The organism is Streptomyces candidus, assembly GCF_014207445.1.
Classification (GTDB): Bacteria; Actinomycetota; Actinomycetes; order Streptomycetales; family Streptomycetaceae; genus Streptomyces; species Streptomyces candidus.
Genome location: NZ_JACHEM010000013.1, coordinates 166626 through 189269 on the forward strand (window position 1 = coordinate 166626; position 22644 = coordinate 189269).

The 22644-nt window shown below is 71.2% G+C and carries 18 protein-coding genes and 3 pseudogenes; 13 read left to right on the forward strand and 8 right to left on the reverse strand.

The features are described from left to right. Nucleotides 1-213: 213 nt before the first annotated feature. Nucleotides 214-1050, forward strand: coding sequence for an RNA polymerase sigma factor WhiG (gene whiG, locus HNQ79_RS24030; RefSeq protein WP_185034428.1), 837 nt, complete (start codon nt 214-216; stop codon nt 1048-1050). A 113-nt stretch (nt 1051-1163) separates the two neighbouring features. After that, nucleotides 1164-1724: a TetR/AcrR family transcriptional regulator gene (locus tag HNQ79_RS24035; RefSeq protein WP_185034598.1), complete on the forward strand. Its 561-nt coding sequence runs from the start codon at nt 1164-1166 to the stop codon at nt 1722-1724. A 187-nt stretch (nt 1725-1911) separates the two neighbouring features. On the opposite strand, the pseudogene HNQ79_RS24040 reads toward HNQ79_RS24035, so the two are convergent. Continuing rightward, a pseudogene (locus HNQ79_RS24040) lies at nt 1912-2463 on the reverse strand (peptidoglycan DD-metalloendopeptidase family protein); the annotation flags it as partial. Nucleotides 2464-2757: 294 nt separating this feature from the next. Between HNQ79_RS24040 and rpsB the strand changes: the two are divergent. From rpsB to HNQ79_RS34795, 10 genes and pseudogenes are all read left to right on the forward strand, one after another. Next, the gene (gene rpsB, locus HNQ79_RS24045; RefSeq protein WP_185034430.1) at nt 2758-3693 is read left to right on the forward strand and encodes a 30S ribosomal protein S2; all 936 of its coding nucleotides are present in this window, start codon (nt 2758-2760) and stop codon (nt 3691-3693) included. Nucleotides 3694-3860: 167 nt separating this feature from the next. Beyond that, nucleotides 3861-4697 (forward strand): translation elongation factor Ts, encoded by an 837-nt coding sequence (gene tsf / locus HNQ79_RS24050; RefSeq protein WP_185034431.1) that lies wholly within the window; start codon nt 3861-3863, stop codon nt 4695-4697. Nucleotides 4698-4883: 186 nt separating this feature from the next. Further along, complete coding sequence (pyrH, locus tag HNQ79_RS24055) at nt 4884-5636, forward strand: UMP kinase (protein WP_185034432.1); 753 nt, start codon at nt 4884-4886, stop codon at nt 5634-5636. 121 nt (nt 5637-5757) lie between these two features. Further along, nucleotides 5758-6315 (forward strand): ribosome recycling factor, encoded by a 558-nt coding sequence (gene frr, locus HNQ79_RS24060; protein WP_185034434.1) that lies wholly within the window; start codon nt 5758-5760, stop codon nt 6313-6315. Then, nucleotides 6315-7493: a phosphatidate cytidylyltransferase gene (locus HNQ79_RS24065; RefSeq protein WP_185034436.1), complete on the forward strand. Its 1179-nt coding sequence runs from the start codon at nt 6315-6317 to the stop codon at nt 7491-7493. Before frr ends, HNQ79_RS24065 begins: the two co-directional genes overlap by 1 nt. 80 nt (nt 7494-7573) lie before the next feature. Beyond that, the gene (rlmN, locus tag HNQ79_RS24070; protein WP_185034600.1) at nt 7574-8680 is read left to right on the forward strand and encodes a dual-specificity RNA methyltransferase RlmN; all 1107 of its coding nucleotides are present in this window, start codon (nt 7574-7576) and stop codon (nt 8678-8680) included. Nucleotides 8681-8927: 247 nt separating this feature from the next. After that, nucleotides 8928-10016, forward strand: coding sequence for a thiamine ABC transporter substrate-binding protein (locus HNQ79_RS24075; protein ID WP_221508116.1), 1089 nt, complete (start codon nt 8928-8930; stop codon nt 10014-10016). A gap of 128 nt (nt 10017-10144) precedes the next feature. After that, nucleotides 10145-11764 (forward strand): ABC transporter permease, encoded by a 1620-nt coding sequence (locus HNQ79_RS24080; protein WP_185034440.1) that lies wholly within the window; start codon nt 10145-10147, stop codon nt 11762-11764. A 1-nt stretch (nt 11765) separates the two neighbouring features. Then, nucleotides 11766-12860, forward strand: coding sequence for an ABC transporter ATP-binding protein (locus HNQ79_RS24085; protein ID WP_185034442.1), 1095 nt, complete (start codon nt 11766-11768; stop codon nt 12858-12860). 293 nt (nt 12861-13153) lie between these two features. Beyond that, nucleotides 13154-14155, forward strand: a pseudogene (locus HNQ79_RS34795) (glycosyltransferase 87 family protein); the annotation flags it as partial. On the opposite strand, the gene HNQ79_RS24095 reads toward HNQ79_RS34795, so the two are convergent. From HNQ79_RS24095 to HNQ79_RS24125, 7 genes and pseudogenes are all read right to left on the reverse strand, one after another. Continuing rightward, complete coding sequence (locus tag HNQ79_RS24095) at nt 14147-15073, reverse strand: DMT family protein (RefSeq protein ID WP_229923650.1); 927 nt, start codon at nt 15071-15073, stop codon at nt 14147-14149. The pseudogene HNQ79_RS34795 and the gene HNQ79_RS24095 overlap by 9 nt on opposite strands. 138 nt (nt 15074-15211) lie before the next feature. Beyond that, a pseudogene (locus HNQ79_RS24100) lies at nt 15212-15577 on the reverse strand (VOC family protein); the annotation flags it as partial. Between the two features lie 42 nt (nt 15578-15619). Further along, complete coding sequence (locus HNQ79_RS24105; protein ID WP_185034446.1) at nt 15620-16741, reverse strand: LOG family protein; 1122 nt, start codon at nt 16739-16741, stop codon at nt 15620-15622. Nucleotides 16742-16821: 80 nt separating this feature from the next. After that, complete coding sequence (locus tag HNQ79_RS24110) at nt 16822-18138, reverse strand: hypothetical protein (RefSeq protein WP_185034448.1); 1317 nt, start codon at nt 18136-18138, stop codon at nt 16822-16824. Next, nucleotides 18120-18863 (reverse strand): ABC transporter ATP-binding protein, encoded by a 744-nt coding sequence (locus tag HNQ79_RS24115; RefSeq protein ID WP_185034450.1) that lies wholly within the window; start codon nt 18861-18863, stop codon nt 18120-18122. Before HNQ79_RS24115 ends, HNQ79_RS24110 begins: the two co-directional genes overlap by 19 nt. A 237-nt stretch (nt 18864-19100) precedes the next feature. Beyond that, complete coding sequence (locus HNQ79_RS24120) at nt 19101-20504, reverse strand: aspartate aminotransferase family protein (RefSeq protein WP_185034452.1); 1404 nt, start codon at nt 20502-20504, stop codon at nt 19101-19103. After that, the gene (locus HNQ79_RS24125) at nt 20489-20995 is read right to left on the reverse strand and encodes an Lrp/AsnC family transcriptional regulator (RefSeq protein WP_185034454.1); all 507 of its coding nucleotides are present in this window, start codon (nt 20993-20995) and stop codon (nt 20489-20491) included. The genes HNQ79_RS24120 and HNQ79_RS24125 overlap by 16 nt, the downstream gene beginning before the upstream one ends. Nucleotides 20996-21165: 170 nt before the next feature. Between HNQ79_RS24125 and HNQ79_RS24130 the strand changes: the two genes are divergently transcribed. Next, entirely contained in the window at nt 21166-22605 is a 1440-nt protein-coding gene (locus HNQ79_RS24130) for a gamma-aminobutyraldehyde dehydrogenase (RefSeq protein ID WP_185034456.1), read from the forward strand. The last annotated feature ends 39 nt before the right edge of the window (nt 22606-22644 follow it).

Below are 22644 nucleotides of genomic sequence, written 5' to 3' on the forward strand. Positions count from 1 at the left end.
AACCGTGCGCGGCGGCGACCGGGCCGCGGGGGCACGGTCCGGGGCTGTCAACCGGACGATGCGGTCCCATATCCTTCGCGCACCGCGACCTTTCAGTCACGCTACGCTCGCAAGGTTTTCGTCCGGTCCGGGCCTGGCACACGTCTTCCGGGCACGGCACGGGCACCACATCACGTCCCCCTCACATCACAGCAGAACGGCTCAAGGCAACGCATGCCCCAGCACACCTCCGGGTCTGACCGCGCGGCAGCACCCCCCGCCGCCCGCGGCCCCGTACGGCCCCCGGCGCCCTCGTCCGTCGACGAGCTGTGGCGGTCGTACAAGACCACGGGCGACGAGCGGCTGCGGGAGCAGCTGATCCTGCACTACTCACCGCTGGTGAAGTACGTCGCGGGCCGGGTCAGCGTGGGGCTCCCGGCCAACGTCGAGCAGGCCGACTTCGTGTCCTCCGGCGTCTTCGGACTGATCGACGCCATCGAGAAGTTCGACATCGAGCGCTCCATCAAGTTCGAGACGTACGCCATCACCCGTATCCGCGGCGCGATGATCGACGAACTGCGCGCCCTGGACTGGATCCCGCGCTCGGTCCGGCAGAAGGCCAAGGCCGTCGAACGGGCCTACGCCACGCTGGAGGCCAAGCTGCGCCGCACTCCCTCCGAGTGCGAGGTCGCCTCCGAGATGGGTATCGCGGTCGAGGAACTGCACGCCGTGTTCAGCCAGTTGTCGCTCGCCAACGTGGTCGCTCTCGAAGAGCTGCTGCACGCCGGCGGCGAGGGCGGCGACCGGCTGAGCCTGATGGAGACGCTGGAGGACACCAGCGCGGACAACCCGGTCGAGGTCGCCGAGGACCGTGAGCTGCGCAGACTGCTCGCCCGCTCCATCAACACCCTCCCCGACCGGGAGAAGACCGTGATCACCCTCTACTACTACGAGGGCCTCACGCTCGCCGAGATCGGCAATGTGCTCGGCGTCACCGAGAGCCGGGTCAGCCAGATCCACACCAAGTCGGTCCTCCAGCTCAGGGCCAAACTCGCCGACGTCGGCCGCTGACCAGGCAGACCCCGCCGACGGCCGCTGAATCGTCCCTGCCGGGTGTGCACCCCGTCGTCATCCACGGCGCGCATCCGTACAGTGGAGGCGTGCCAAGGATTCGAGCGGCCTCCGTGGCCGAGCACCGGACGATGCAGCGCAGTGCCCTCCTGGACGCTGCCCGATCCCTCCTGTCCGAAGGCGGGACGGAGGCGTTGACCTTCCCCGCCCTCGCCGAGCGCACGGGCCTGGCCCGCTCCTCGGTCTACGAGTACTTCCGTTCCAGAGGTGCGGTCGTCGAAGAACTGTGCGCCGTCGACTTCCCCGTGTGGGCCGCCGAGGTCGAGGCCGCGATGGCCTCCGCGGACACCGCCGAGGGCAAGGTCGAGGCGTACGTGCGCCAGCAGCTGACGCTGGTGGGCGACCGCCGTCACCGCGCGGTGGTCGCCATCTCCGCGAGCGAACTCGACGCCGGGGCCCGCGAGAAGATCCGTGCCGCGCACGGCGGGCTCGTCACGATGATCGGCGACGCCCTGCGGGAGCTGGGCCACGAGCAGCCCCGCCTGGTGGCGATGATGCTCCAGGGCGTGGTCGACGCGGCGGTGCGACGCACGGAGCTGGGCGGCGCCGCCGAGGACCCGGCTGTCATCACGGAGGCCGCCGTCTCCATGGCCCTGCGCGGCGTCCGGGGCTGACCGCCCGAAGTCGCCGTATCCGCCCCGGGCCCGGAGCGCGCCGCGTTCCCTCCGGCCGCGCCGGGCCGTGCAGCCGCCGCTGCGTTCCGTACGCCAGACCGGCCGCGGCGGTCAGAAGCAGTGCGTGCAGGGCGTCCGGTGCGAGTGCCGCGACCTTCCGCGACGGCACGAACACCGCGCCCGGCACCGGCGGCGGGACGCCGAAGACCGGCAGGAGCCGCGGCGGCCCCCGGTGCAGCAGACCGGCCGGCAGCAGCGACAGCGGATCGAGGTACTCCGCGCCGCGCAGCAGCCCCCAGTGCAGACAGCCCGTCGCCGGGCAGTGATACGCCCCCGGTTCCAGCACCGCCACTACCTGGCCCGCCGTCACCACCGTCCCCTCGGCCACCAGCGCGCGCACCGGCTCGTACGTGGTCCGCAGCGGTGGCTCGCCGGTCGCGGTCAGCGTGACCGACAGCACCCCGCGGCCCGCCACCCGGCCTGCGAACGAGACCCGGCCCGGCGCGGCCGCCCGTACCTCCGCACCGGCCGCGGCCGCCAGGTCCACACCGCGGTGCCCGGCCGCGTACGGCGACGGCGGCGGCTCCCAGCCCCGTACGACGGACGGACGCACCCCCACCGGCCAGGCGCGCTCCGGCCCCCGCGGGGCGTCGGCGCCGAGGGACGGGGGCGCCTGCCACAGCAGTGCGGCGACCAGCGGGAACAGTGCGCACAGTGCGGCGCTCACGAGTCGGTACATGCCGAAAACGGTCCCGCAACGGGCGCGTTCGCGGGGATCATGGGCCGTTCCTGTGGACGGCCGGACGGCTGTGGACAACGCCGTCACCCGGCACTGTGCGGGTCCCGTACACTTCTGGTGGCGATCCGGGTCACCGGGTCGACTTCGCACGTCCCGCCACCACCCTCTCTCAGCGGTCAGTGGCAGTGCTGCTCGGTCCTCAAGGATTCCGTCCCCATGGGCACAGCACGAGGGGCGTCAGGCGCGACCGCCGTCCGGCGGAAGCGATAACCGAGTACCTCAAGGAGTACGGCCATGGCCGTCGTCACGATGCGGGAGCTGCTGGAAAGCGGCGTCCACTTCGGTCACCAGACCCGTCGTTGGAACCCGAAGATGAAGCGTTTCATCTTCACGGAGCGCAACGGCATCTACATCATCGACCTGCTCCAGTCGCTGTCGTACATCGACCGTGCCTACGAGTTCGTCAAGGAGACCGTCGCCCACGGCGGTTCCATCATGTTCGTCGGCACCAAGAAGCAGGCGCAGGAAGCGATCGCCGAGCAGGCGACGCGCGTGGGCATGCCCTACGTCAACCAGCGCTGGCTCGGCGGCATGCTGACCAACTTCTCCACGGTCTACAAGCGCCTCCAGCGCCTGAAGGAGCTGGAGCTCATCGACTTCGAGGACGTGGCCGCGTCGGGCCTCACCAAGAAGGAGCTCCTGGTTCTCTCGCGCGAGAAGGCCAAGCTGGAGAAGACCCTCGGCGGTATCCGCGAGATGTCGAAGGTTCCCAGCGCCGTCTGGATCGTCGACACCAAGAAGGAGCACATCGCCGTCGGTGAGGCGCGCAAGCTCCGCATCCCGGTCGTCGCGATCCTCGACACCAACTGCGACCCCGACGAGGTCGACTACAAGATCCCGGGCAACGACGACGCGATCCGCTCCGTCACCCTGCTCACCCGCGTGATCGCCGACGCCGTCGCCGAGGGCCTCATCGCCCGCTCCGGTGCCGCCACGGGCGACTCCAAGCCGGGCGAGAAGGCCGCCGGCGAGCCCCTCGCCGAGTGGGAGCGCGACCTGCTCGAAGGCGACAAGAAGGCTGACGAGGCTCCGGCCGCCGACGCCGACGCCGACGCCGCTGCTCCGGCCGCCGAGGCTGCTCCGGCCGCCGACGAGGCCCCGGCCGCCGAGGCCGAGAAGCCGGCCGAGGCCGCTGCCGAGGCTCCGGCCGCGGACGCCGAGCAGGCCTGACCCAGCCCCAGCGGCTGACTGACGGCGGGGGAGGGTGCGCCACCAGGCGTCCCGCCCCCGCCGTTCACCCGTAGATCACGTGGATCACGGCGATCGCGCAGGCCACGAGCTCGTGCGGATCACCTCGATCAACGACCTCCGACTTTCGAGAAGAGATTCACAGACTCATGGCGAACTACACCGCCGCTGACGTCAAGAAGCTCCGCGAGCTCACCGGCGCCGGCATGATGGACTGCAAGAAGGCCCTCGACGAGGCCGACGGCAGCGTCGACAAGGCCGTCGAAGCCCTGCGTATCAAGGGCCAGAAGGGCGTCGCCAAGCGCGAGGGCCGCTCGGCCGAGAACGGTGCCGTCGTCTCCCTGATCGCCGACGACAACACCTCCGGTGTCATCGTCGAGCTCAAGTGCGAGACCGACTTCGTCGCCAAGGGCGAGAAGTTCCAGGCCGTCGCCAACGCGCTCGCCGCGCACGCCGCCGCCACCTCCCCGGCCGACATCGCCGCGCTGCTCGCCTCCGAGATCGAGGCCGGCAAGACCGTCCAGGCGTATGTCGACGAGGCCAACGCCAACCTGGGCGAGAAGATCGTCCTGGAGCGCTTCGCCCAGTTCTCCGGCGCCTACGTCACCGCGTACATGCACCGCACCATGCCCGACCTGCCCCCGCAGATCGGTGTTCTGGTCGAGCTGGACAAGGCCGACGCCGACCTGGCCCGTGGCATCGCCCAGCACATCGCCGCTTTCGCGCCGAAGTACCTGGACAAGGACGACGTCCCGGCCGAGGTCGTCGAGGCGGAGCGCCGCGTCGCCGAGGAGACCACCCGCGCCGAGGGCAAGCCCGAGGCCGCCCTCCCGAAGATCGTCGAGGGTCGCGTCAACGGCTTCTTCAAGGAAGCCACCCTCCTCGGCCAGCCGTACGCGCTGGACAACAAGAAGTCCGTGCAGAAGGTCCTGGACGAGGCCGGTGTCACCCTGAAGCGCTTCGCGCGCATCAAGGTCGGCATCTGAGTCCGTACGTCGGACCCTGTCGACGCAACGCGAACATCGCCAGACCCGGCTAGGGTCTGATGCAGTCGCCCGGCGCACGCGCCGGGCGGCGGCAGATCTGACGAGGAGGCCATTGCCGCTGAGGAACCGCGAGGATCCACCGGCAATGGCCTCCTTCGTATGTGCACGAGGAGAAAGCCCCCCCCCATGAATCAGGCGAATCAGGACAGCGGCAAGAGGACCGGGCGCTTCATGCTGAAGCTCTCGGGCGAGGCGTTCGCCGGCGGCGGGGCACTCGGTGTCGACCCCGACGTCGTGCACGCCATCGCGCGCGAGATCGCCGCGGTCGTACGGGACGGCGCGGAGATCGCGGTCGTCATCGGCGGCGGCAACTTCTTCCGCGGCGCCGAACTCCAGCAGCGCGGCATGGACCGGGCGCGCTCGGACTACATGGGCATGCTCGGCACCGTCATGAACTGCCTCGCCCTCCAGGACTTCCTGGAGAAGGAGGGCATCGACTCCCGGGTCCAGACGGCCATCACCATGGGCCAGGTCGCGGAGCCGTACATCCCGCTGCGCGCCGTGCGCCACCTGGAGAAGGGCCGCGTCGTGATCTTCGGCGCGGGCATGGGCATGCCGTACTTCTCCACCGACACCACGGCAGCCCAGCGCGCCCTGGAGATCGACGCGGAAGCCCTGCTCATGGGCAAGAACGGGGTCGACGGCGTCTACGACTCCGACCCCAAGAAGAACCCGGAAGCGGTGAGGTTCGACGCGCTGGAGTACAGCGAGGTACTGGCCCGTGACCTGAAGGTCGCCGACGCCACCGCCATCACGCTGTGCCGCGACAACGACCTGCCGATCCTGGTCTTCGAGCTGCTGGCGGAGGGCAATATCGCCCGCGCGGTCAAGGGTGAGAAGATCGGCACGCTCGTCAACGCCCAGGGCACCCGCGCCTGACCGGATCCCGGTTCGTACCCCCGGCCCGGCCGGGGGATGGACAATGGCCTGCCGGTCGGACACCGTGCAGGACAAGACGCACGCAGTGCACGCAGCAGTTCCAGACATGCAGGAGTACGTGGTGATTGAAGAAATCCTCCTCGAAGCCGAGGAGAAAATGGAGAAGGCCGTCGTGGTCGCCAAGGAGGACTTCGCCGCGATCCGCACCGGTCGTGCGCACCCGGCGATGTTCAACAAGATCGTGGCCGACTACTACGGCGCGCTGACGCCCATCAACCAGCTGGCCTCCTTCTCGGTGCCCGAGCCGCGGATGGCCGTGGTGACCCCCTTCGATGCGAGCGCCCTGCGCAACATCGAGCAGGCGATCCGCGACTCCGACCTCGGCGTCAACCCGAGCAACGACGGCCGCATCATCCGGGTGACGTTCCCGCAGCTGACGGAGGAGCGCCGCCGCGACTACATCAAGGTCGCGCGCAACAAGGCCGAGGACTCGCGGATCTCGATCCGCGCCGTCCGCCGCAAGGCCAAGGAGACCCTCGACAAGCTCGTCAAGGACAAGGAGTCCGGCGAGGACGAGGTCCGCCGTGCGGAGAAGGAGCTCGACGACACCACCGCGAAGTACGTCGCGCAGGTGGACGAGCTGCTCAAGCACAAGGAAGCCGAGCTGCTAGAGGTCTGATGAACGACTCTCCCTGGGGGGCCCGGCCTGGGGCGGGCTATGCCGGTGAATGGGGAACTCCCGATCAGGGGTCCCTCTCGGCGGGTCCCGCGTACGAAGGGCATGACGCCCAGCACACTCGGCCCATGCCCATCGTGCCCGAGACAGGCCCCGTGCCAGGTTCTGAACCTGGACCCCGGACAGGCAGAGGCGCCGACGACCGCGAGGACCGGATGCGGGGGGCCGCTTCCGCAGGGCAGAGCGAAGGCCAGTACTTCGGCCAAAGCTTTGCCGCTGCCGGGAGCGGCCCCCTGTTCCGCGACGAGAAGCAGCAGGAGCCCATGTCCACCCCGTCGACTCCGGCCCCGCCGCCCCCCGAGAAGAAGCGTGCGGGCCGTGATCTGCGTGCCGCGATAGGGGTCGGCGTCGGGCTCGGCGCGCTGGTCGGCGCGTCGCTGTTCATCTGGCCGCCCGTCTTCGTCGGCGTCATAGCGGTCGCCGTGGTCGTCGGGCTGTGGGAGCTCACCTCCCGGCTGGAGGAACGCAAGGGCATCAAGGCTCCGCTGGTCCCGCTCGCGGTCGGCGGGGCGGCGATGGTGGTCGCCGGTTACGTACGGGGCCCCGAGGGCGCATGGGTCGCGATGGCGCTCACGGCGCTGGCGGTGCTGGTGTGGCGGATGACCGAACCGCCGGAGGGATACCTCAAGGACGTCACGGCGGGAGTCTTCGCCGCCTTCTACGTACCGTTCCTGGCGACGTTCGTCGCGCTGATGCTCACGGCCGACGACGGGCCGGAGCGCGTGCTCACCTTCCTGCTGCTGACGGTCGTCAGTGACACGGGCGCGTACGCCGTGGGCTGGCGCTTCGGCAAGCACAAGCTGGCCCCGCGCATCAGTCCCGGCAAGACCCGGGAAGGCCTGCTCGGGGCGATCGCGTTCGCGATGGCCGCCGGCGTGCTGTGCATGACGTTCCTGATCGACGGCGGCACGTGGTGGCAGGGCGTGCTGCTCGGCCTCGCGGTCGCCGCCAGCGCGACCCTGGGCGACCTCGGGGAGTCCATGATCAAGCGGGACCTCGGGATCAAGGACATGGGAACGCTGCTGCCAGGCCACGGCGGCATCATGGACCGGCTGGACTCGCTGCTGCCGACGGCACCGGTGGTCTGGCTGCTGCTGGTGATCTTCGTCGGATCGGTCTGAGCTGCTGTTCTGTCCCCGAGGGGCCCGCTGTCCACAGGGCGGCGGGCCTCTTGTCGTACATCTGCCACACTGGTATGACCATGCCTGTACCCGGAGAACTCACTTTCGTCGCGCCCCGCGGAGCCAAGAAGCCCCCGCGGCACCTCGCCGACCTCACGCCCGCCGAGCGCAAGGACGCCGTGGCCGAGATCGGTGAGAAGCCGTTCCGCGCCAAGCAGCTGTCCCAGCACTACTTCGCGCGGTACGCCCACGACCCGGCGGAGTGGACCGACATCCCCGCCGGATCCCGGGAGAAACTGCGCGAAGCGCTGCTGCCCGAACTGATGACGGTCGTGCGTCACCTGTCGACCGACCAGGACACCACGCGCAAGACCCTGTGGAAGATGCACGACGGCACGCTCGTCGAGTCGGTGCTGATGCGCTACCCGGACCGGGTGACGATGTGCATCTCCTCGCAGGCCGGCTGCGGCATGAACTGCCCGTTTTGCGCGACCGGCCAGGCCGGGCTCGACCGGAACCTGTCGACCGCCGAGATCGTGCATCAGATCGTGGACGGCATGCGCGCGCTGCGCGACGGCGAGGTGCCCGGCGGCCCGGCGCGGCTGTCCAACATCGTCTTCATGGGCATGGGCGAACCGCTCGCCAACTACAAGCGCGTCGTCGGCGCGATCCGCAGGCTGACCGACCCGGAGCCCGACGGGCTGGGGCTGTCGCAGCGCGGCATTACCGTCTCCACCGTGGGCCTGGTGCCCGCGATGCTGCGCTTCGCCGACGAGGGCTTCAAGTGCCGTCTCGCCGTGTCGCTGCACGCGCCGGACGACGAGCTGCGCGACACCCTGGTCCCGGTCAACACGCGCTGGAAGGTACGGGAGGTGCTGGACGCCGCGTGGGAGTACGCGGAGAAGTCCGGCCGCCGGATCTCCATCGAGTACGCGCTGATCAGGGACATCAATGACCAGGCGTGGCGCGGTGACCTGCTCGGACGGCTGCTGAAGAACAAGCGGGTGCACGTCAACCTGATCCCGCTGAACCCGACGCCCGGCTCCAAGTGGACCGCCTCCCGCCCCGAGGACGAGAAGGCGTTCGTCGAGGCGATCGCCGCGCACGGCGTGCCGGTGACCGTACGGGACACGCGCGGTCAGGAAATCGACGGCGCCTGCGGCCAGCTCGCGGCCACCGAGCGGTAGAGCCCGCTCGAACAGTGCGAGGTAGGGTGGGCTGCACATTTGCATATTCCGACAGGGGAGCGCCACAGCGCTGAGAGTGCGGCACCGCTCGTAGACACGGGCCGCAGACCCTCTGGACCTCGCCCAGGTCATTCTGGGTAGGAAGTTCGGACACTACTCGAGCTGTTGCGCCCTGCCCGCATTTCCCGTGCGGGCAGGGCCGCGTCTCTTCCTGGTCATATCCAGGAGGATTTCTGTGAACAAGACGATGAAGCTCGCTTCGGGCGCGCTGGCCGCGGCGCTGGGCGTCTGCACGCTCACCGCGTGCGGCGGTTCCGATTCCGGTACGGGCGGGAAGAAGCAGGCCGGGGGCGAGTCCAAGACCGTCACCCTGGTCAGCCACGACTCCTTCGACGCCTCGCCCGCCGTCCTGAAGGAGTTCACCCGGCAGACCGGCTACACGGTCAAGGTGCTGGAGAGCGGAGACGCCGGCAGCGCCCTCAACCAGGAGATCCTGACCAAGGGCTCGCCGCGCGGCGACGTGTTCTTCGGCGTCGACAACACCCTCCTCTCGCGGGCGCTCGACAACGGGCTCTTCCAGCCGTACGAGGCCAAGGGACTGGCCCGGATCCCCGACGCGCTCCAGCTCGACAAGGCGGAGCACCGGGTGACGCCGGTCGACACCGGCGACATCTGCGTCAACTACGACAAGAAGTACTTCGCCGACAAGAAGCTGGCTCCGCCGAAGACGCTCGACGACCTGACCCGGCCCGAGTACAAGAACCTCCTCGTCACCGAGAACGCCGCGAACTCCTCACCCGGCCTCGGTTTCCTGCTCGCCACCGCCGCGCAGTACGGCGACAACGGCTGGCAGGGCTACTGGCAGAAGCTCAAGGACAACGGCGTCAAGGTCGTGGACAGCTGGGAGCAGGCCTACAACGAGGAGTTCTCGGGGTCCGCGGGCGGCAAGAAGGCCAAGGCCGACCGGCCGCTCGTCGTGTCGTACGCCTCCAGCCCGCCCGTCGAGGTGCTGTACGCCGAACCGCGGCCCTCCGAGGCGCCCACCGGGGTGGCGACCGGGACCTGCTTCCGGCAGATCGAGTTCGCCGGACTGCTGCAGGGAGCGAAGAACGAGGCGGGCGGCAAGGCACTCCTCGACTTCCTCATCGGCAAGCAGTTCCAGGAGGACCTGCCGCTGAAGATGTTCGTGAACCCGGCGGTCGAGGACACCAAGCTGCCCGAGGTGTACGCCAAGTTCGGCGCGACGGTCGACAAGCCGCTGACCGTGGAGCCGAAGAAGATCGCCGACAAGCGTGAGCAGTGGGTCAAGACGTGGTCCTCGCTGGTGATCAAGTAGAGGGCGAGGGCCGGACCGCCCGCCGGGACGTCCCGGCGGGCACCTCCGCGCCGCCCCCTCACCGCGGGGCCCGCGGCCCCGGGCGCGGGGGAGCGGGCCGGCGGGGGAGCGCCGTACGGCTCGGGCTGATGGCGGCGCCCGTCGCGTTCTTCGCGCTGTTCTTCGCCTACCCCGTCGTCGCGATCGTGGGCCGGGGACTGAAGCCCGGCGGCACGTGGCAGCTCGGGCGGATCGCCGAGGTGCTCGGCGACCCGGACATCCGCGGGGTGCTGTGGTTCACCACGTGGCAGGCGGTCGCCTCCACCGTGCTCACCCTGCTGATCGCCCTGCCGGCGGCCTACGTCTTCGCGCGGCTGGACTTCCCGGGCAAGCAGGTGCTGCGGGCGGTGGTGACCGTGCCGTTCGTCCTGCCGACGGTCGTGGTGGGCACCGCCTTCCTGGCCATGGTGGGACGCGGCGGCCTGCTGGACGAGCTGTGGGGCGTACGGCTGGACACCACCGTGTGGGCGATCCTGCTCGCCCACGTGTTCTTCAACTACGCCGTGGTCGTACGGACCGTGGGCGGGCTGTGGTCCCAGCTCGACCCCCGGCAGGAGGAGGCCGCGCGGGTCCTCGGTGCGGGGCGGTTCGCCGCCTGGCGGCGGGTGACGCTGCCCGCACTGGCGCCCGCGGTCGCCGCCGCCGCCCTGATGGTCTTCCTGTTCACCTTCACGTCCTTCGGCGTCGTGCAGATCCTGGGCGGTCCCGCGTTCTCCACCCTGGAGGTGGAGATCTACCGGCAGACCGCCACCTTCCTCGACCTGCCCACCGCCGCGGTGCTGACCCTGGTGCAGTTCGCCGCGGTCGGCGCGATCCTCGCCGTGCACGCGTGGACGGTACGGCGCCGGGAGACCGCGCTGAAGCTCGTCGACCCCGAACAGACCTCGCGCAGGCCGCGCGGGGCCGCGCAGTGGGCACTGCTCGGCGGAGTGCTGGCGACCGTACTGCTGCTGATCCTGCTGCCCCTCGGGGTGCTCGTCGAGCGGTCGCTGGACGGACCCGACGGGTACGGATTCCTCTACTACCGGGCGCTGCGAGGGGCGGTGGACGGCGGCGGCGCCTTCCTCGTGCCTCCGCTGGAAGCGGTGTGGAACTCCCTGGAGTACGCCGTCGTCGCGACCGCCATCGCCCTGGTCGTGGGCGGACTGGCCGCCGCCGCCCTCACCCGGCGGGCGGGACGGCTGGTGCGCGGCTTCGACGCGCTGCTGATGCTGCCGCTCGGCGTGTCCGCGGTGACGGTGGGTTTCGGCTTCCTCATCACGCTCGACAAGCCGCCGCTGGACCTGCGGACCTCGTGGATCCTGGTGCCACTCGCGCAGGCCCTGGTGGGGGTGCCCTTCGTCGTACGGACCATGCTGCCGGTCCTGCGGGCCGTCGACGGGCGGCTGCGGGAGGCGGCGGCCGTGCTCGGAGCGTCGCCGCTGCGGGCCTGGCGTGAGGTGGACCTGCCGCTGGTGCGGCGGGCTCTGCTGGTGGCGGCGGGGTTCGCGTTCGCCGTGTCGCTGGGCGAGTTCGGGGCGACCGTCTTCATCGCCCGGCCCGACAACCCGACGCTGCCGGTGGCCGTGGCACGGCTCCTGGGGCGGGCGGGCGACCTCAACTACGGGCAGGCGATGGCCCTGAGCACGATCTTGATGGTGGTGTGCGCGGTGTCCCTGCTGGTGCTGGAGCGCCTGCGGCCCGCCCGATCCGTATCCGGGGAGTTCTGACATGACCGACTTCGCCGACCGCACGGGCACCGGAGGTCCGCCCGTCGCCGACGCACCGCCCGTCGCCGACGCCCTGCTGGACCTGGAGGGTGTCACCGTACGGTTCGGGGCACGGCCGGCCCTCGACGCGGTGGACCTGCGGGTCGCCGCGCACGAGATCGTGTGCGTCCTCGGACCGAGCGGCAGCGGCAAGTCGACGTTGCTGAGGGTGGTGGCCGGGCTCCAGACGGCGGACGCCGGACGGGTGCTGCTGGACGGCGCCGACCAGGTGGGAGTGCCGGTGCACCGCAGGGGGGTGGGGCTGATGTTCCAGGACCATCAGCTCTTCCCGCAGCGGGACGTGGCCGGCAACGTCGCCTTCGGGCTGCGGATGCGCGGCGCGGGGCGCACCGAACAGACACTCCGCGTCGAGGAGTTGCTGGAGCTGGTCGGGCTTCCCGGAGCCGGACGGCGGGCCGTGGCCACCCTCTCGGGCGGCGAACAGCAACGCGTCGCCCTCGCCCGGGCACTGGCTCCGCGTCCCAAGCTCCTCATGCTCGACGAACCGCTCGGCCAGCTCGACCGCAGCCTGCGTGAACGCCTCGTCGTGGAACTGCGGCAGCTGTTCGCACAGTTGGGCACCACGGTCCTCGCGGTCACCCACGACCAGGGCGAGGCCTTCGCACTGGCCGACCGGGTGGTCGTCATGTGCGACGGCCGGATCGCCCAGGCGGGCAGCCCGCTCGACGTCTGGCAGCGGCCCGCCTCGGAGTTCGTGGCCCGCTTTCTCGGCTTCGACAACGTGGTGGCGGCGACGGTCAGCGGGGAGGCCGCGGACACGGTGTGGGGCAAGGTGCCGGTCCCGGCCGGCTCCCCGCAGGGCGCGGGGCGACTGCTGGTGCGCCCCGCCGGGGTGCGGCTGGTGCCGGTCGCGGACGGACTTCCCTGCACGGTGTTCGCCCGTACGTTCCGCGGTCATCACGTCGCCGTCCAGCTGCGCCCGGCGGACGGCGGCCCGCGCCTGGAGGCGGAGTGCCCGCTGCGGGACGCCCCGGCGGAAGGCGCCGACGTGGGCGTCGCGTTCGCGGCGGACGAGGTCGTGCTGCTGCGGGAGTGAGGGCCCGCGGGCCGGTGCGCCGCACAGCGTGTGCGCGTGGTCCGTGTCGGGCCACGGGGTGACACGGAGGTTGGCACCACGGTGTGACGCGCGGGTGCCGGGGTGTCGCCGATCGTGCGGCCATGGTCGACACGACGGCAGTTCTCGGCGCTGAAGGGCCCGGTCCGGCAGGGGAGTTGACGGAGAGGGCGGCGTGGCGTCGGCCGGCCCCCTGGGCCGGGCCGGCCGGATGGACGGGGTGCGCCGTAGCCTCTCTCGTCTTCGGCCTGGTGTCGGGGCTCGGACCGCACCGGATGTGGGGCCTGATGGCCGCGTTCGGGTACGTGGCCGCCGCAGGGACGGCCGTGCGTCCCGTGGCTCTCGCGGGCCGGCGGGTGCGACCGGCGCTCGTCGCGGTGGTGGGAGCGGTGGTACTGCCTCTTTTCGTGCTCGTCCTGCTCGGCCAGGGGCAGTTGGAGGTGCACGTGGTGGAGAGGTCCGCGGAGCTGCTGCTCGCCACGGGCAGTCCTTACGTGCCCGATCCGGCCGTGGTCGCGGACTTCAACCCGTACCTGCCGGGGATGGCCGTCTTCGGGCTGCCGCACGTCCTGTCCGGCGGAAGTCCGCTCGGGGATGCGCGGTGGTGGATGGCGGCCGGGTTCCTGGCGGTGCTGCTGGTGGCGGCCCGGCGGGGCGCGGGGGCGTGGATCGCGGCCTGCCCGCTCGTGGCGCTGCCGCTCGCTGTGGGCGGGGTGGATCTGCCGGTGGTGGGGCTGATGTGCCTGGGGCTCGTGTGCGCCGGACGCGGCCGGGGCGGCTGGGCCGGGGCGGCGCTGGGGGTGGCGGCCGCGCTGAAGTGGACGGCCTGGCCCGCGGTGCCGGTGGCGTTGGTGCTGCTGGCGGGGTGTACGGGACGCCGGGGGGCGGGGCGTTGCGCCCTGGTCGTGACCGGGGTCGCGGGGGCGCTCGTGGTACCGGCGGCGTGCGCGGATCCGGCGGCGCTCTTCCGCAACGTGGTCGCGTTCCCGCTGGGGCTGAGCGGGGTCGAGTCCCCGGCGGCGAGCCCGCTGCCGGGGCGGCTGCTGGCCGAGTACGTGCCCGGTGGTGCGCTCCTCGCCACCGTTCTGCTGGCGGCCGGTGCCGTGCTGGTCGCCGGATCGCTGCTCGTACGGCCGCCGCGGTCCGTGCGGGCGGCGGCCGTCCGGCTGGCTTACGGGCTGACCCTCGCCATGGCTCTCATGCCGGCCAGCCGCTACGGGTACGTCGTCTACCCGCTGGTACTGCTCGCGGCGCTGGGGCGCGTCCCGCTACCCGGGCGCGTCCACCAGGTGCAGAGGCCGCTCCGTGGTCGCCGTGTCCGACTCCTCGCCGTGCTTGCCGAACCAGGCGACGGCGACCGCGCCCGCCACGGCCAGCAGGAAACCGACGACCGCGACCCAGCCGAAGCCGGGCCGGGAGGCGTCGCCCAGCCACACGACGCCGATCGTTCCCGGCAGCACGGTCTCGCCGACGACCAGGGCGGCGGTGGCCCCGTTGACCGAGCCGATCTGCAGCGCCACCGTGTGCAGGTACATGCCGCCGATGCCCGCCACCAGGATGGCGTACAGGGCCGGGTCCGACAGGAAGGTCACCAGGTCGAAGGGGTCGACGCCGTCGAGGATGCGGACGCCCACGCCCAGAGCGCCGAAGCCGAGTCCCGACAGGAGACCCGCCAGGATCGCCGCGCCCGCGCCCATCAGCCGCACGGCGACGGTGCCGCCGACCATCAGCAGCACCGAGATCGCCAGCAGCCACCAGTGGGTGGCCATGTCGGTCTGCCCACTGCCCTCGTGTCCCGCCGCCGTCGCCAGCATGACGAGTGAGCCGCAGACGACCGCGATCGAGGTCCATTCCCTGCGGGAGAGGGTGATGCCGAGCATCTTCACGCTGAGCACCGCCGTGACCACCAGGTTGGCGCTGATGACCGTCTGGGAGAGGAACAGCGGGAGCATGCGTGCGGCCAGCGCGCCGAGCCCGAAGCCGACGAAGTCCAGGATGGTCCCGACGATGAACTCCCACGTCATCGCCGCCTTGGCGGTGGAGGACAGGCTGGGGCCGCCGTGCTGGGTGACACCGGCGGTGGACGCCTTGGCCGCCTCCCGGCGGGCGGACTTCCGCGATCCGACGGCTTGCAGGACCGAGCCTGTGCCGTAGCAGATCGACGCCAAGACGGCGGTGATGAGGCCGATGAGCACCTAGAGCTCCGTTCACGGATGTACAGGTCGCACGGGTCGCGTGCGGGAGACGCGTGTTGTTCTCCGACTGCGAGACGTGGGATTCGACGAGTACGTTGCCTCCGGCACGCGCCGATGTGGCGAGGGCGGTCAGCCGGTGCGCTCGGCGGTGCTGCGCTCGACGCAGAACTCGTTGCCCTCGGGGTCGGCGAGCGTCACCCATCCCGCGCCGTCGGGCCTGCGGTGGTCGCCGACCAGGGTGGCGCCGAGGGCCAGGATCCGGTCGACCTCCTCGTCGCGCGTGCGGTCCTGCGGCTGGACGTCGAGGTGTACCCGGTTCTTGACGGTCTTGGGTTCCGCGACCCGGACGAAGAGGATCCCGACGCCCGGGGCGTTCACCAGGGCCTCGGGGTCACCGGGGAAGTCGTCGTCGGCGAGGGGGGCGTCGAGCACCTCCGCCCAGAAGCTCGCGAGCTGGTAGGCGTCGGCGCAGTCGAGGGTCACGTGGCGTACGAGAGAGGACATGGGCGCCACTATGGCGGGCCGGGCGGGCCGGTACCACCGGGTTTACCCGGAGGCTGTGGCGGCCCGGAGCCGTTCCAGGGCCGCGGGTGCTTCGGCGACCGTGTCGACCAGGGCGATCCGGGGTTCCATCGAGCGGCCCCGGGCGAGGGACTGCAGGAGGGGCCAGGCGGGCAGGTGTTCGGTCCAGTGGGCGCGGTCCACCAGCACCATCGGGGTGGGCTCGCCGCGCGACTCGTAGTAGTTCGGGGTCGCGTTGTCGAAGATCTCCTGGACCGTGCCGGCCGCGCCCGGGAGGAAGACGACGCCCGCGGTGCAGCGGGCCAGCAGTCCGTCCTCGCGGGTGGCGTTGGCGAAGTACTTGGCGATGTGGGTGGCGAAGGCGTTCGGCGGTTCGTGACCGTAGAACCAGGTGGGGATGCCGACCGAGTCGCCGCCGGCCGGCCAGCGGGACCGGACGGCGAAGGCCGCCGACGCCCACTCCGTGACGGACGGGACGAAGGAGGAGACCTTGCCGAGGAGGGTGAGGGCCTCGTCGAGCATGTCGTCGGGGTGCGGGGCCGCGTACGCGCCGAGGTTCGCGGCCTCCATCGCGCCGGGGCCGCCGCCGGTGGCGACGGTCAGGCCCGCGCGGGCGAGGGTGCGCCCGAGCCGGGCCGCACCCGTGTAGGCGTCGGTGCCGCGGGCTATCGCGTGCCCGCCCATGACGCCCACCACCGGGACGTTCCTGAGGTGTTCGTCGAGGGCGTCGGAGATCGCGTCGTCGTGGATCGAGCGCAGCATGGAGGCGAATATGTCGCCGTCGGTCCTGGTGCGCCGGAACCAGGCGTAGCCCAGGGCGTCGGGGGTGGCCTCGTAGCCGTCGTGCGCGAGCCCCTCGAAGAGGGCCTCGGGCGTGTAGAGCAGCCCCCGGTACGGGTTGAAGGGGAGGTCCGGCACCGGCGGGAAGACCAGCGCACCGTCCGCCCGGACCTTGGCGGTGGCTTCGTCGGCCATCGGGCAGCCGAGGAAGACGGCGTCGGCGGTGTCGGTGGCCAGCAGCACCGCGGTCCGGTCCGTGAGGTCCACGGACTGGACGCGGTATCCGTTGAGCGGGCCGTGGGCGACTGCCTGGTCGAACTCGGCCAGGTTCTCGATCTCGTGGTCGTGATCCGGGTGGTGAGGCACGGGGACATCGTAGGGGGACCCGCCGAACGGGCGACCGTACGGGGTGGGGCGTGGCGCGGGCGGGCCGGACGCCGGGGGGTTCAGGCGGCCAGCGGAGCTGCCGCCAGGGTGGCGACGGCCCAGGTCAGCGGGGCGAAGAGAGCCAGGAGTACCAGGGCCCGGAGGAGGGCTGCGACGCGGAGGGTACGGGTGGGTGCGCCCTGACGGACGAGGGCCTGGGTCAGCGGGGCGCGGGACTGTTTCGTCTCCAGGGCCACGGTGAGCAGGGTCGCCGTCGTGCAGGCCAGGACCAGGCCGGCGCCGAGGCCGGTGAGGGGGCCGAAGGAGGGAGCGGCGTCGGCGCCGGTGTACAGGGTCCTGGCGGCCAGGACGCCGGAGGCCGTGGCGCAGACCACGCCGAGGGGGCGGCCGATGCGGCGGGCCTCGCCCTGAAGCGTGCGGCCCGCGAGGAGGCGCACCGCCCCGGGACGGACGGCCTGCAGGAGGAAGCCGCACAGGTGCACCAGTCCGGGCCCGGCCAGCGCCAGCCCCAGCGCGGTCAGCGCCCACCCCGCGAGAACCCCGGCCGGAACGATCTCCGGGTGGCCGGGGAGCGGCAGGGGCCGGGAGGAGCCGGTGCCCCGGCTCGCGTACGTCTCGACCGCCAGGCCAGCGGCGGTCAGCGCGACGCCCCAGGGAAGCCCGGCCGGGGGAGACGCGGGAACGGGCGGGGCGGGGGCGGGCGATCCCGCGGCGGAGTTCCTGCCTACGCCGTCGGCCCCCGAGCCCCACAAGCCCATGCCCGAGCCCGAGCCGGGACCGGGGCGCGGGTCCGAGCCGGAGACGGCGCCGCCGGAGCCCGCACCGAGCTTGACGGCCGCACCGGCTCGGGCCCCGGCATCGCGGCGCGGGCGCAGCGTCAGGGCGGTGGCGGCTGCCGCGGCAAGGGGCACCAGTGCGAGGAGGGTGAGGACCGCGGCCAGCGGCAACGGGCGGTCGGCGGCGAGGAGTCCGGCGGCCTTGCCGTCGAAGGGGAGGCCCGTCAGATCGCCCCGCAGGTGCAGGAAGACGAGCAGGGCGAGCATGCTGCCGACACCGCAGGACAGGGCGGAGGAGGCGGCGGCGACGGCGGCGATGCGGGCCGGTCCCAGGCCCACCGCGGAGAGACCGGGGCGGGGGCGGGCGGTGGGGTCCGTACGGGCCACCACCGCCGCGAGCTGGACGGTGGCGGCGAGCGGCGCCAGGCACCACAGGAGCCGCAGAGCCGAGGAGCCGGTGTGGTCGGGGCCCGGGTGGGAGAGGGCGTGGCCGAGGGTGCACAGGAGGAGGAAGCCCACACCGGCGGAGGCCGCGGCGACCATGAGCCGGCGCAGCAGGACCAGCGGGCGGGAGCCGCGGACTAGACGGAGAGCGAGCACGCCGCCCGGCCTTCCACGTCCTCGGCCTGCGCGGAACTGACCCGGCGGCCGTCCAGCAGGGTCACCGTGCGGTCCGCGAGCGCGGCGGTCCTGGCGTCGTTCGTGGCCAGGACCACGGTGGTGCGGTGCGAGCGGGCCGCCGCGGTGAGGGTGCGCAGGACGTGGACGCTGTCGGCGCGGTGCAGCGGGGCGGTCGGCTCGTCGGCGAACAGGACCGTGGGGGCGGAAGCCAGGGCGCGGGTGATGGCGACGCGCTGGCGTTCGGACTGGAGGAGGGCGGCCGGGCGTTTGCGGGCCAGGGCGCCGATGTCGAGGCGCTCCAGCCACTCCAGGGCCGTCGCCTTCGCGGCACGGTGGCCTTCGCCGCGCAGGAGAAGGGGCAGGGCGGTGTTCTCCCAGACGGTGAGTTCCGGCACGAGGTCGGGTTCCGGGGAGATCCAGGCGAACCGGTCGCGGCGCAGCCGTTCCCGGGAGAGCGCGCCCATGGTGTGCACGGGGACGCTGTTGAACCACACCTCGCCCTGCTCGGGGACGATCCGGCCGGACAGACAGCCCAGGAGGGTCGTCTTGCCGCTGCCGCGCGGGCCCGTCACCGCGAGGATCTCGCTCTCGCGGACGCCGAGCGAGACATCGGTGAGCGCGGGGGACCCGCTGTGGGTGTGGTGCAGGGAGCGTGCCCAGAGGACGTCGTTGTCCGGTGGGGCGATGTCCGGCGGGACCGCCATGGCGTACACCTCGGTTCACGGGTTCCTGGTTCGGTGACAGACCTCATTTTCGTTCCCCCTGGCGGGGGAACGAAAGTCGGAGCCGGTCGGTCACTGGGCACCGTAAGGATTGCGTGGTCCGCGGGGCGCGTCGGCGCGGCACGGGGACGGCCCGGAGGCGCCGTTCTCACTGGAACGGGCGCATCCGGGCCGCAGGGGCTCGTTCCGCCGATCGGGTGGCCGGAACGGTTCGGCCGGTTAGAGCTTGGTCCAGGCCTCGGTGAGCACCGCGCGCAGGATGCCCTCGATCTCGTCGAAGGTCTCCTGGGTGGAGATCAGCGGCGGGGCCAGCTGCACGACCGGGTCGCCGCGGTCGTCGGCCCGGCAGTACAGGCCGTTCTCGTACAGCGCCTTGGAGAGGAAGCCGTACAGGACGCGCTCGGTCTCCTCGTCGGTGAAGCTCTCCTTGGTGGACTTGTCCTTCACCAGCTCGATGCCGTAGAAGAAGCCGTTGCCGCGGACGTCGCCGACGATCGGCAGGTCGTGCAGCTTCTTCAGGGTGTTGAAGAAGGCGCTCTCGTTGTCGAGCACGTGCTGGTTGAGGCCCTCGCGCTCGAAGATGTCGAGGTTGGCGAGGCCGACGGCGGCCGAGACCGGGTGGCCGCCGAAGGTGTAGCCGTGCAGGAAGGTGTTGTCGCCCTCGTAGAACGGCTCGGCGATCCTGTCGGAGATGATGCAGGCGCCGATCGGCGAGTAGCCCGAGGTCATGCCCTTGGCGCAGGTGATCATGTCCGGTACGTAGCCGAACTTGTCGCACGCGAACATGGTGCCCAGGCGGCCGAAGGCGCAGATGACCTCGTCGGAGACCAGCAGCACGTCGTACTTGTCGCAGATCTCGCGGACCCGCTGGAAGTACCCGGGCGGCGGCGGGAAGCAGCCGCCGGCGTTCTGCACCGGCTCCAGGAAGACCGCGGCGACGGTGTCCGCGCCCTCGAAGAGGATCTCCTGCTCGATCTGGTCGGCGGCCCAGCGGCCGAAGGCCTCCGGGTCGTCGCCGTGGATCGGCGCACGGTAGATGTTGGTGTTGGGGACCTTGTGCGCGCCCGGCACGAGGGGCTCGAACGGGGCCTTGAGCGCGGGCAGCCCGGTGATGGACAGGGCGCCCTGCGGGGTGCCGTGGTAGGCGACGGCACGCGAGATGACCTTGTACTTGGTGTGGTGGCCGCGCAGCTTCCAGTACTGCTTGGCGAGCTTCCACGCGGTCTCGACGGCCTCGCCGCCGCCCGTCGTGAAGAAGACCTTGTTCAGGTCGCCCGGCGCGTAGTCCGCGAGCCGCTCCGCCAGCTCGACGGCCTTCGGGTGGGCGTACGACCAGATCGGGAAGAAGGCCAGTTCCTGGGCCTGCTTGTAGGCGGTCTCGGCGAGCTCGTGCCGGCCGTGGCCGGCGTTCACCACGAACAGGCCGGACAGACCGTCGAGGTAGCGCTTGCCCTTGTCGTCGAAGATGTACGTTCCCTCGCCGCGCACGATGGTCGGCACGGGGGCGTTCTCGTACGACGACATGCGGGTGAAGTGCATCCACAGGTGGTCGTACGCGGTCTTCGAGAGGTCCTTGCCGGTGGCAGGGTTGCTGGTGGCACTCACGGCTATCGGGTTCCCCACATGTAGGTCTGCTTCTTGAGCTTGAGGTAGACAAAGCTCTCGGTGGAGCGCACGCCGGGAAGGGTCCGGATGCGTCTGTTGATCATCTCCAGGAGGTGGTCGTCGTCCTCGCACACGATCTCCGCGAGCAGGTCGAAGGAGCCCGCCGTCACGACGACGTACTCCACCTCCGCCATGTCGGTGAGCGCGTCGGCGACCGGATCGAGGTCGCCCTCCACGTTGATGCCGACCATCGCCTGACGCCGGAAGCCCACGGTGAGCGGGTCCGTGACGGCGACGATCTGCATCACGCCCTGGTCGAGCAGTTTCTGCACGCGCTGGCGCACGGCCGCCTCGGAGAGGCCGACCGCCTTGCCGATGGCGGCGTACGGACGGCGGCCGTCCTCCTGGAGCTGTTGGATGATCGCCAGGGAGACGGAGTCGATCGCCGGGGAGCTGCCGCTGCCGGGCCTGGGTTCTGCGCTACGACTGACCACGGAGCCACTGTGCATCACGTATCGCCCGTCCCGCAAGAGCAGACCGATGAAATCCGTTGTTCGCGGCCTGTGATTTAACTGAATCCGAAGTTGCTGCCCTGTGGGTATGTCGAAAGCGTCAAGTCTCTGACTAATGTGGGTGTCTCGCCCACCGGACATCGACACATCGACAAGGGAGAGTGGCCGTGACCACCGAGCTGCGCCGTCTGCGCAACTACATCGCCGGGGAGTTCCGGGACGCCGCCGACGGCCGGACCACCGACGTGATCAACCCGGCGACCGGCGAGGCGTACGCGACCGCGCCGCTCTCCGGCCAGGAGGACGTCGACGCCGCGATGGCCGCCGCCGCCGAAGCGTTCCCCGCCTGGCGCGACCAGACGCCCGCCGAGCGCCAGAAGGCCCTGCTGAAGATCGCGGACGCCTTCGAGGAGCGCGCGGAGGAGCTGATCGCCGCCGAGTCGGAGAACTGCGGCAAGCCGCTGGGCCTGACCCGCACCGAAGAGATCCCGCCGATGGTCGACCAGATCCGCTTCTTCGCGGGCGCGGCGCGTCTCCTGGAGGGCCGCAGCGCCGGCGAGTACATGGAGGGCCTGACCTCCATCGTGCGCCGCGAGCCGGTCGGCGTCTGCGCGCAGGTCGCACCGTGGAACTACCCGATGATGATGGCCGTGTGGAAGTTCGCCCCCGCGCTCGCCGCGGGCAACACGGTCGTCCTGAAGCCGTCGGACACCACCCCCGCGTCGACCGTCCTGATGGCCGAGATCATCGGCTCCATCGTCCCCAGGGGCGTCTTCAACGTCGTCTGCGGCGACCGTGACACCGGCCGCGCGATGGTCGAGCACAAGGTCCCGGCGATGGCCTCCATCACCGGCTCCGTACGGGCCGGCATGCAGGTCGCCGAGTCCGCGTCCAAGGACCTCAAGCGGGTCCACCTGGAGCTGGGCGGCAAGGCGCCGGTCGTCGTCTTCGAGGACACCGACATCGCCAAGGCCGTCGAGGACATCTCGGTGGCGGGCTTCTTCAACGCCGGCCAGGACTGCACGGCCGCCACCCGCGTGCTCGTGCAGGCCTCGATCCACGACGAGTTCGTGACCGCGCTCGCCAAGGCGGCGGCCGACACGAAGACCGGACTGCCGGACGACGAGGACGTGCTCTACGGGCCGCTCAACAACGCCAACCAGCTCCAGCAGGTCTCCGGCTTCGTCGACCGGCTGCCCGCGCACGCCAAGGTCGAGGCGGGCGGCCACCAGGTCGGCGACAAGGGCTACTTCTACGCTCCGACCGTCGTCTCCGGCCTCAAGCAGGACGACGAGATCATCCAGAACGAGGTCTTCGGCCCGGTCATCACCGTGCAGTCCTTCACCGACGAGGCGCAGGCGCTGGAGTGGGCGAACGGCGTGGAGTACGCCCTCGCGTCCTCGGTGTGGACCAAGGACCACGCGCGCGCCATGCGCATGTCCAAGAACCTCGACTTCGGCTGTGTGTGGATCAACACCCACATCCCGCTGGTCGCGGAGATGCCGCACGGCGGATTCAAGAAGTCCGGTTACGGCAAGGATCTGTCCGCGTACGGCTTCGAGGACTACACCCGGATCAAGCACGTCATGACGTCGCTGGACGGCTGAGACGCGTAGCGGGGCGGGCGGTAGACGAAGTGTCTATTG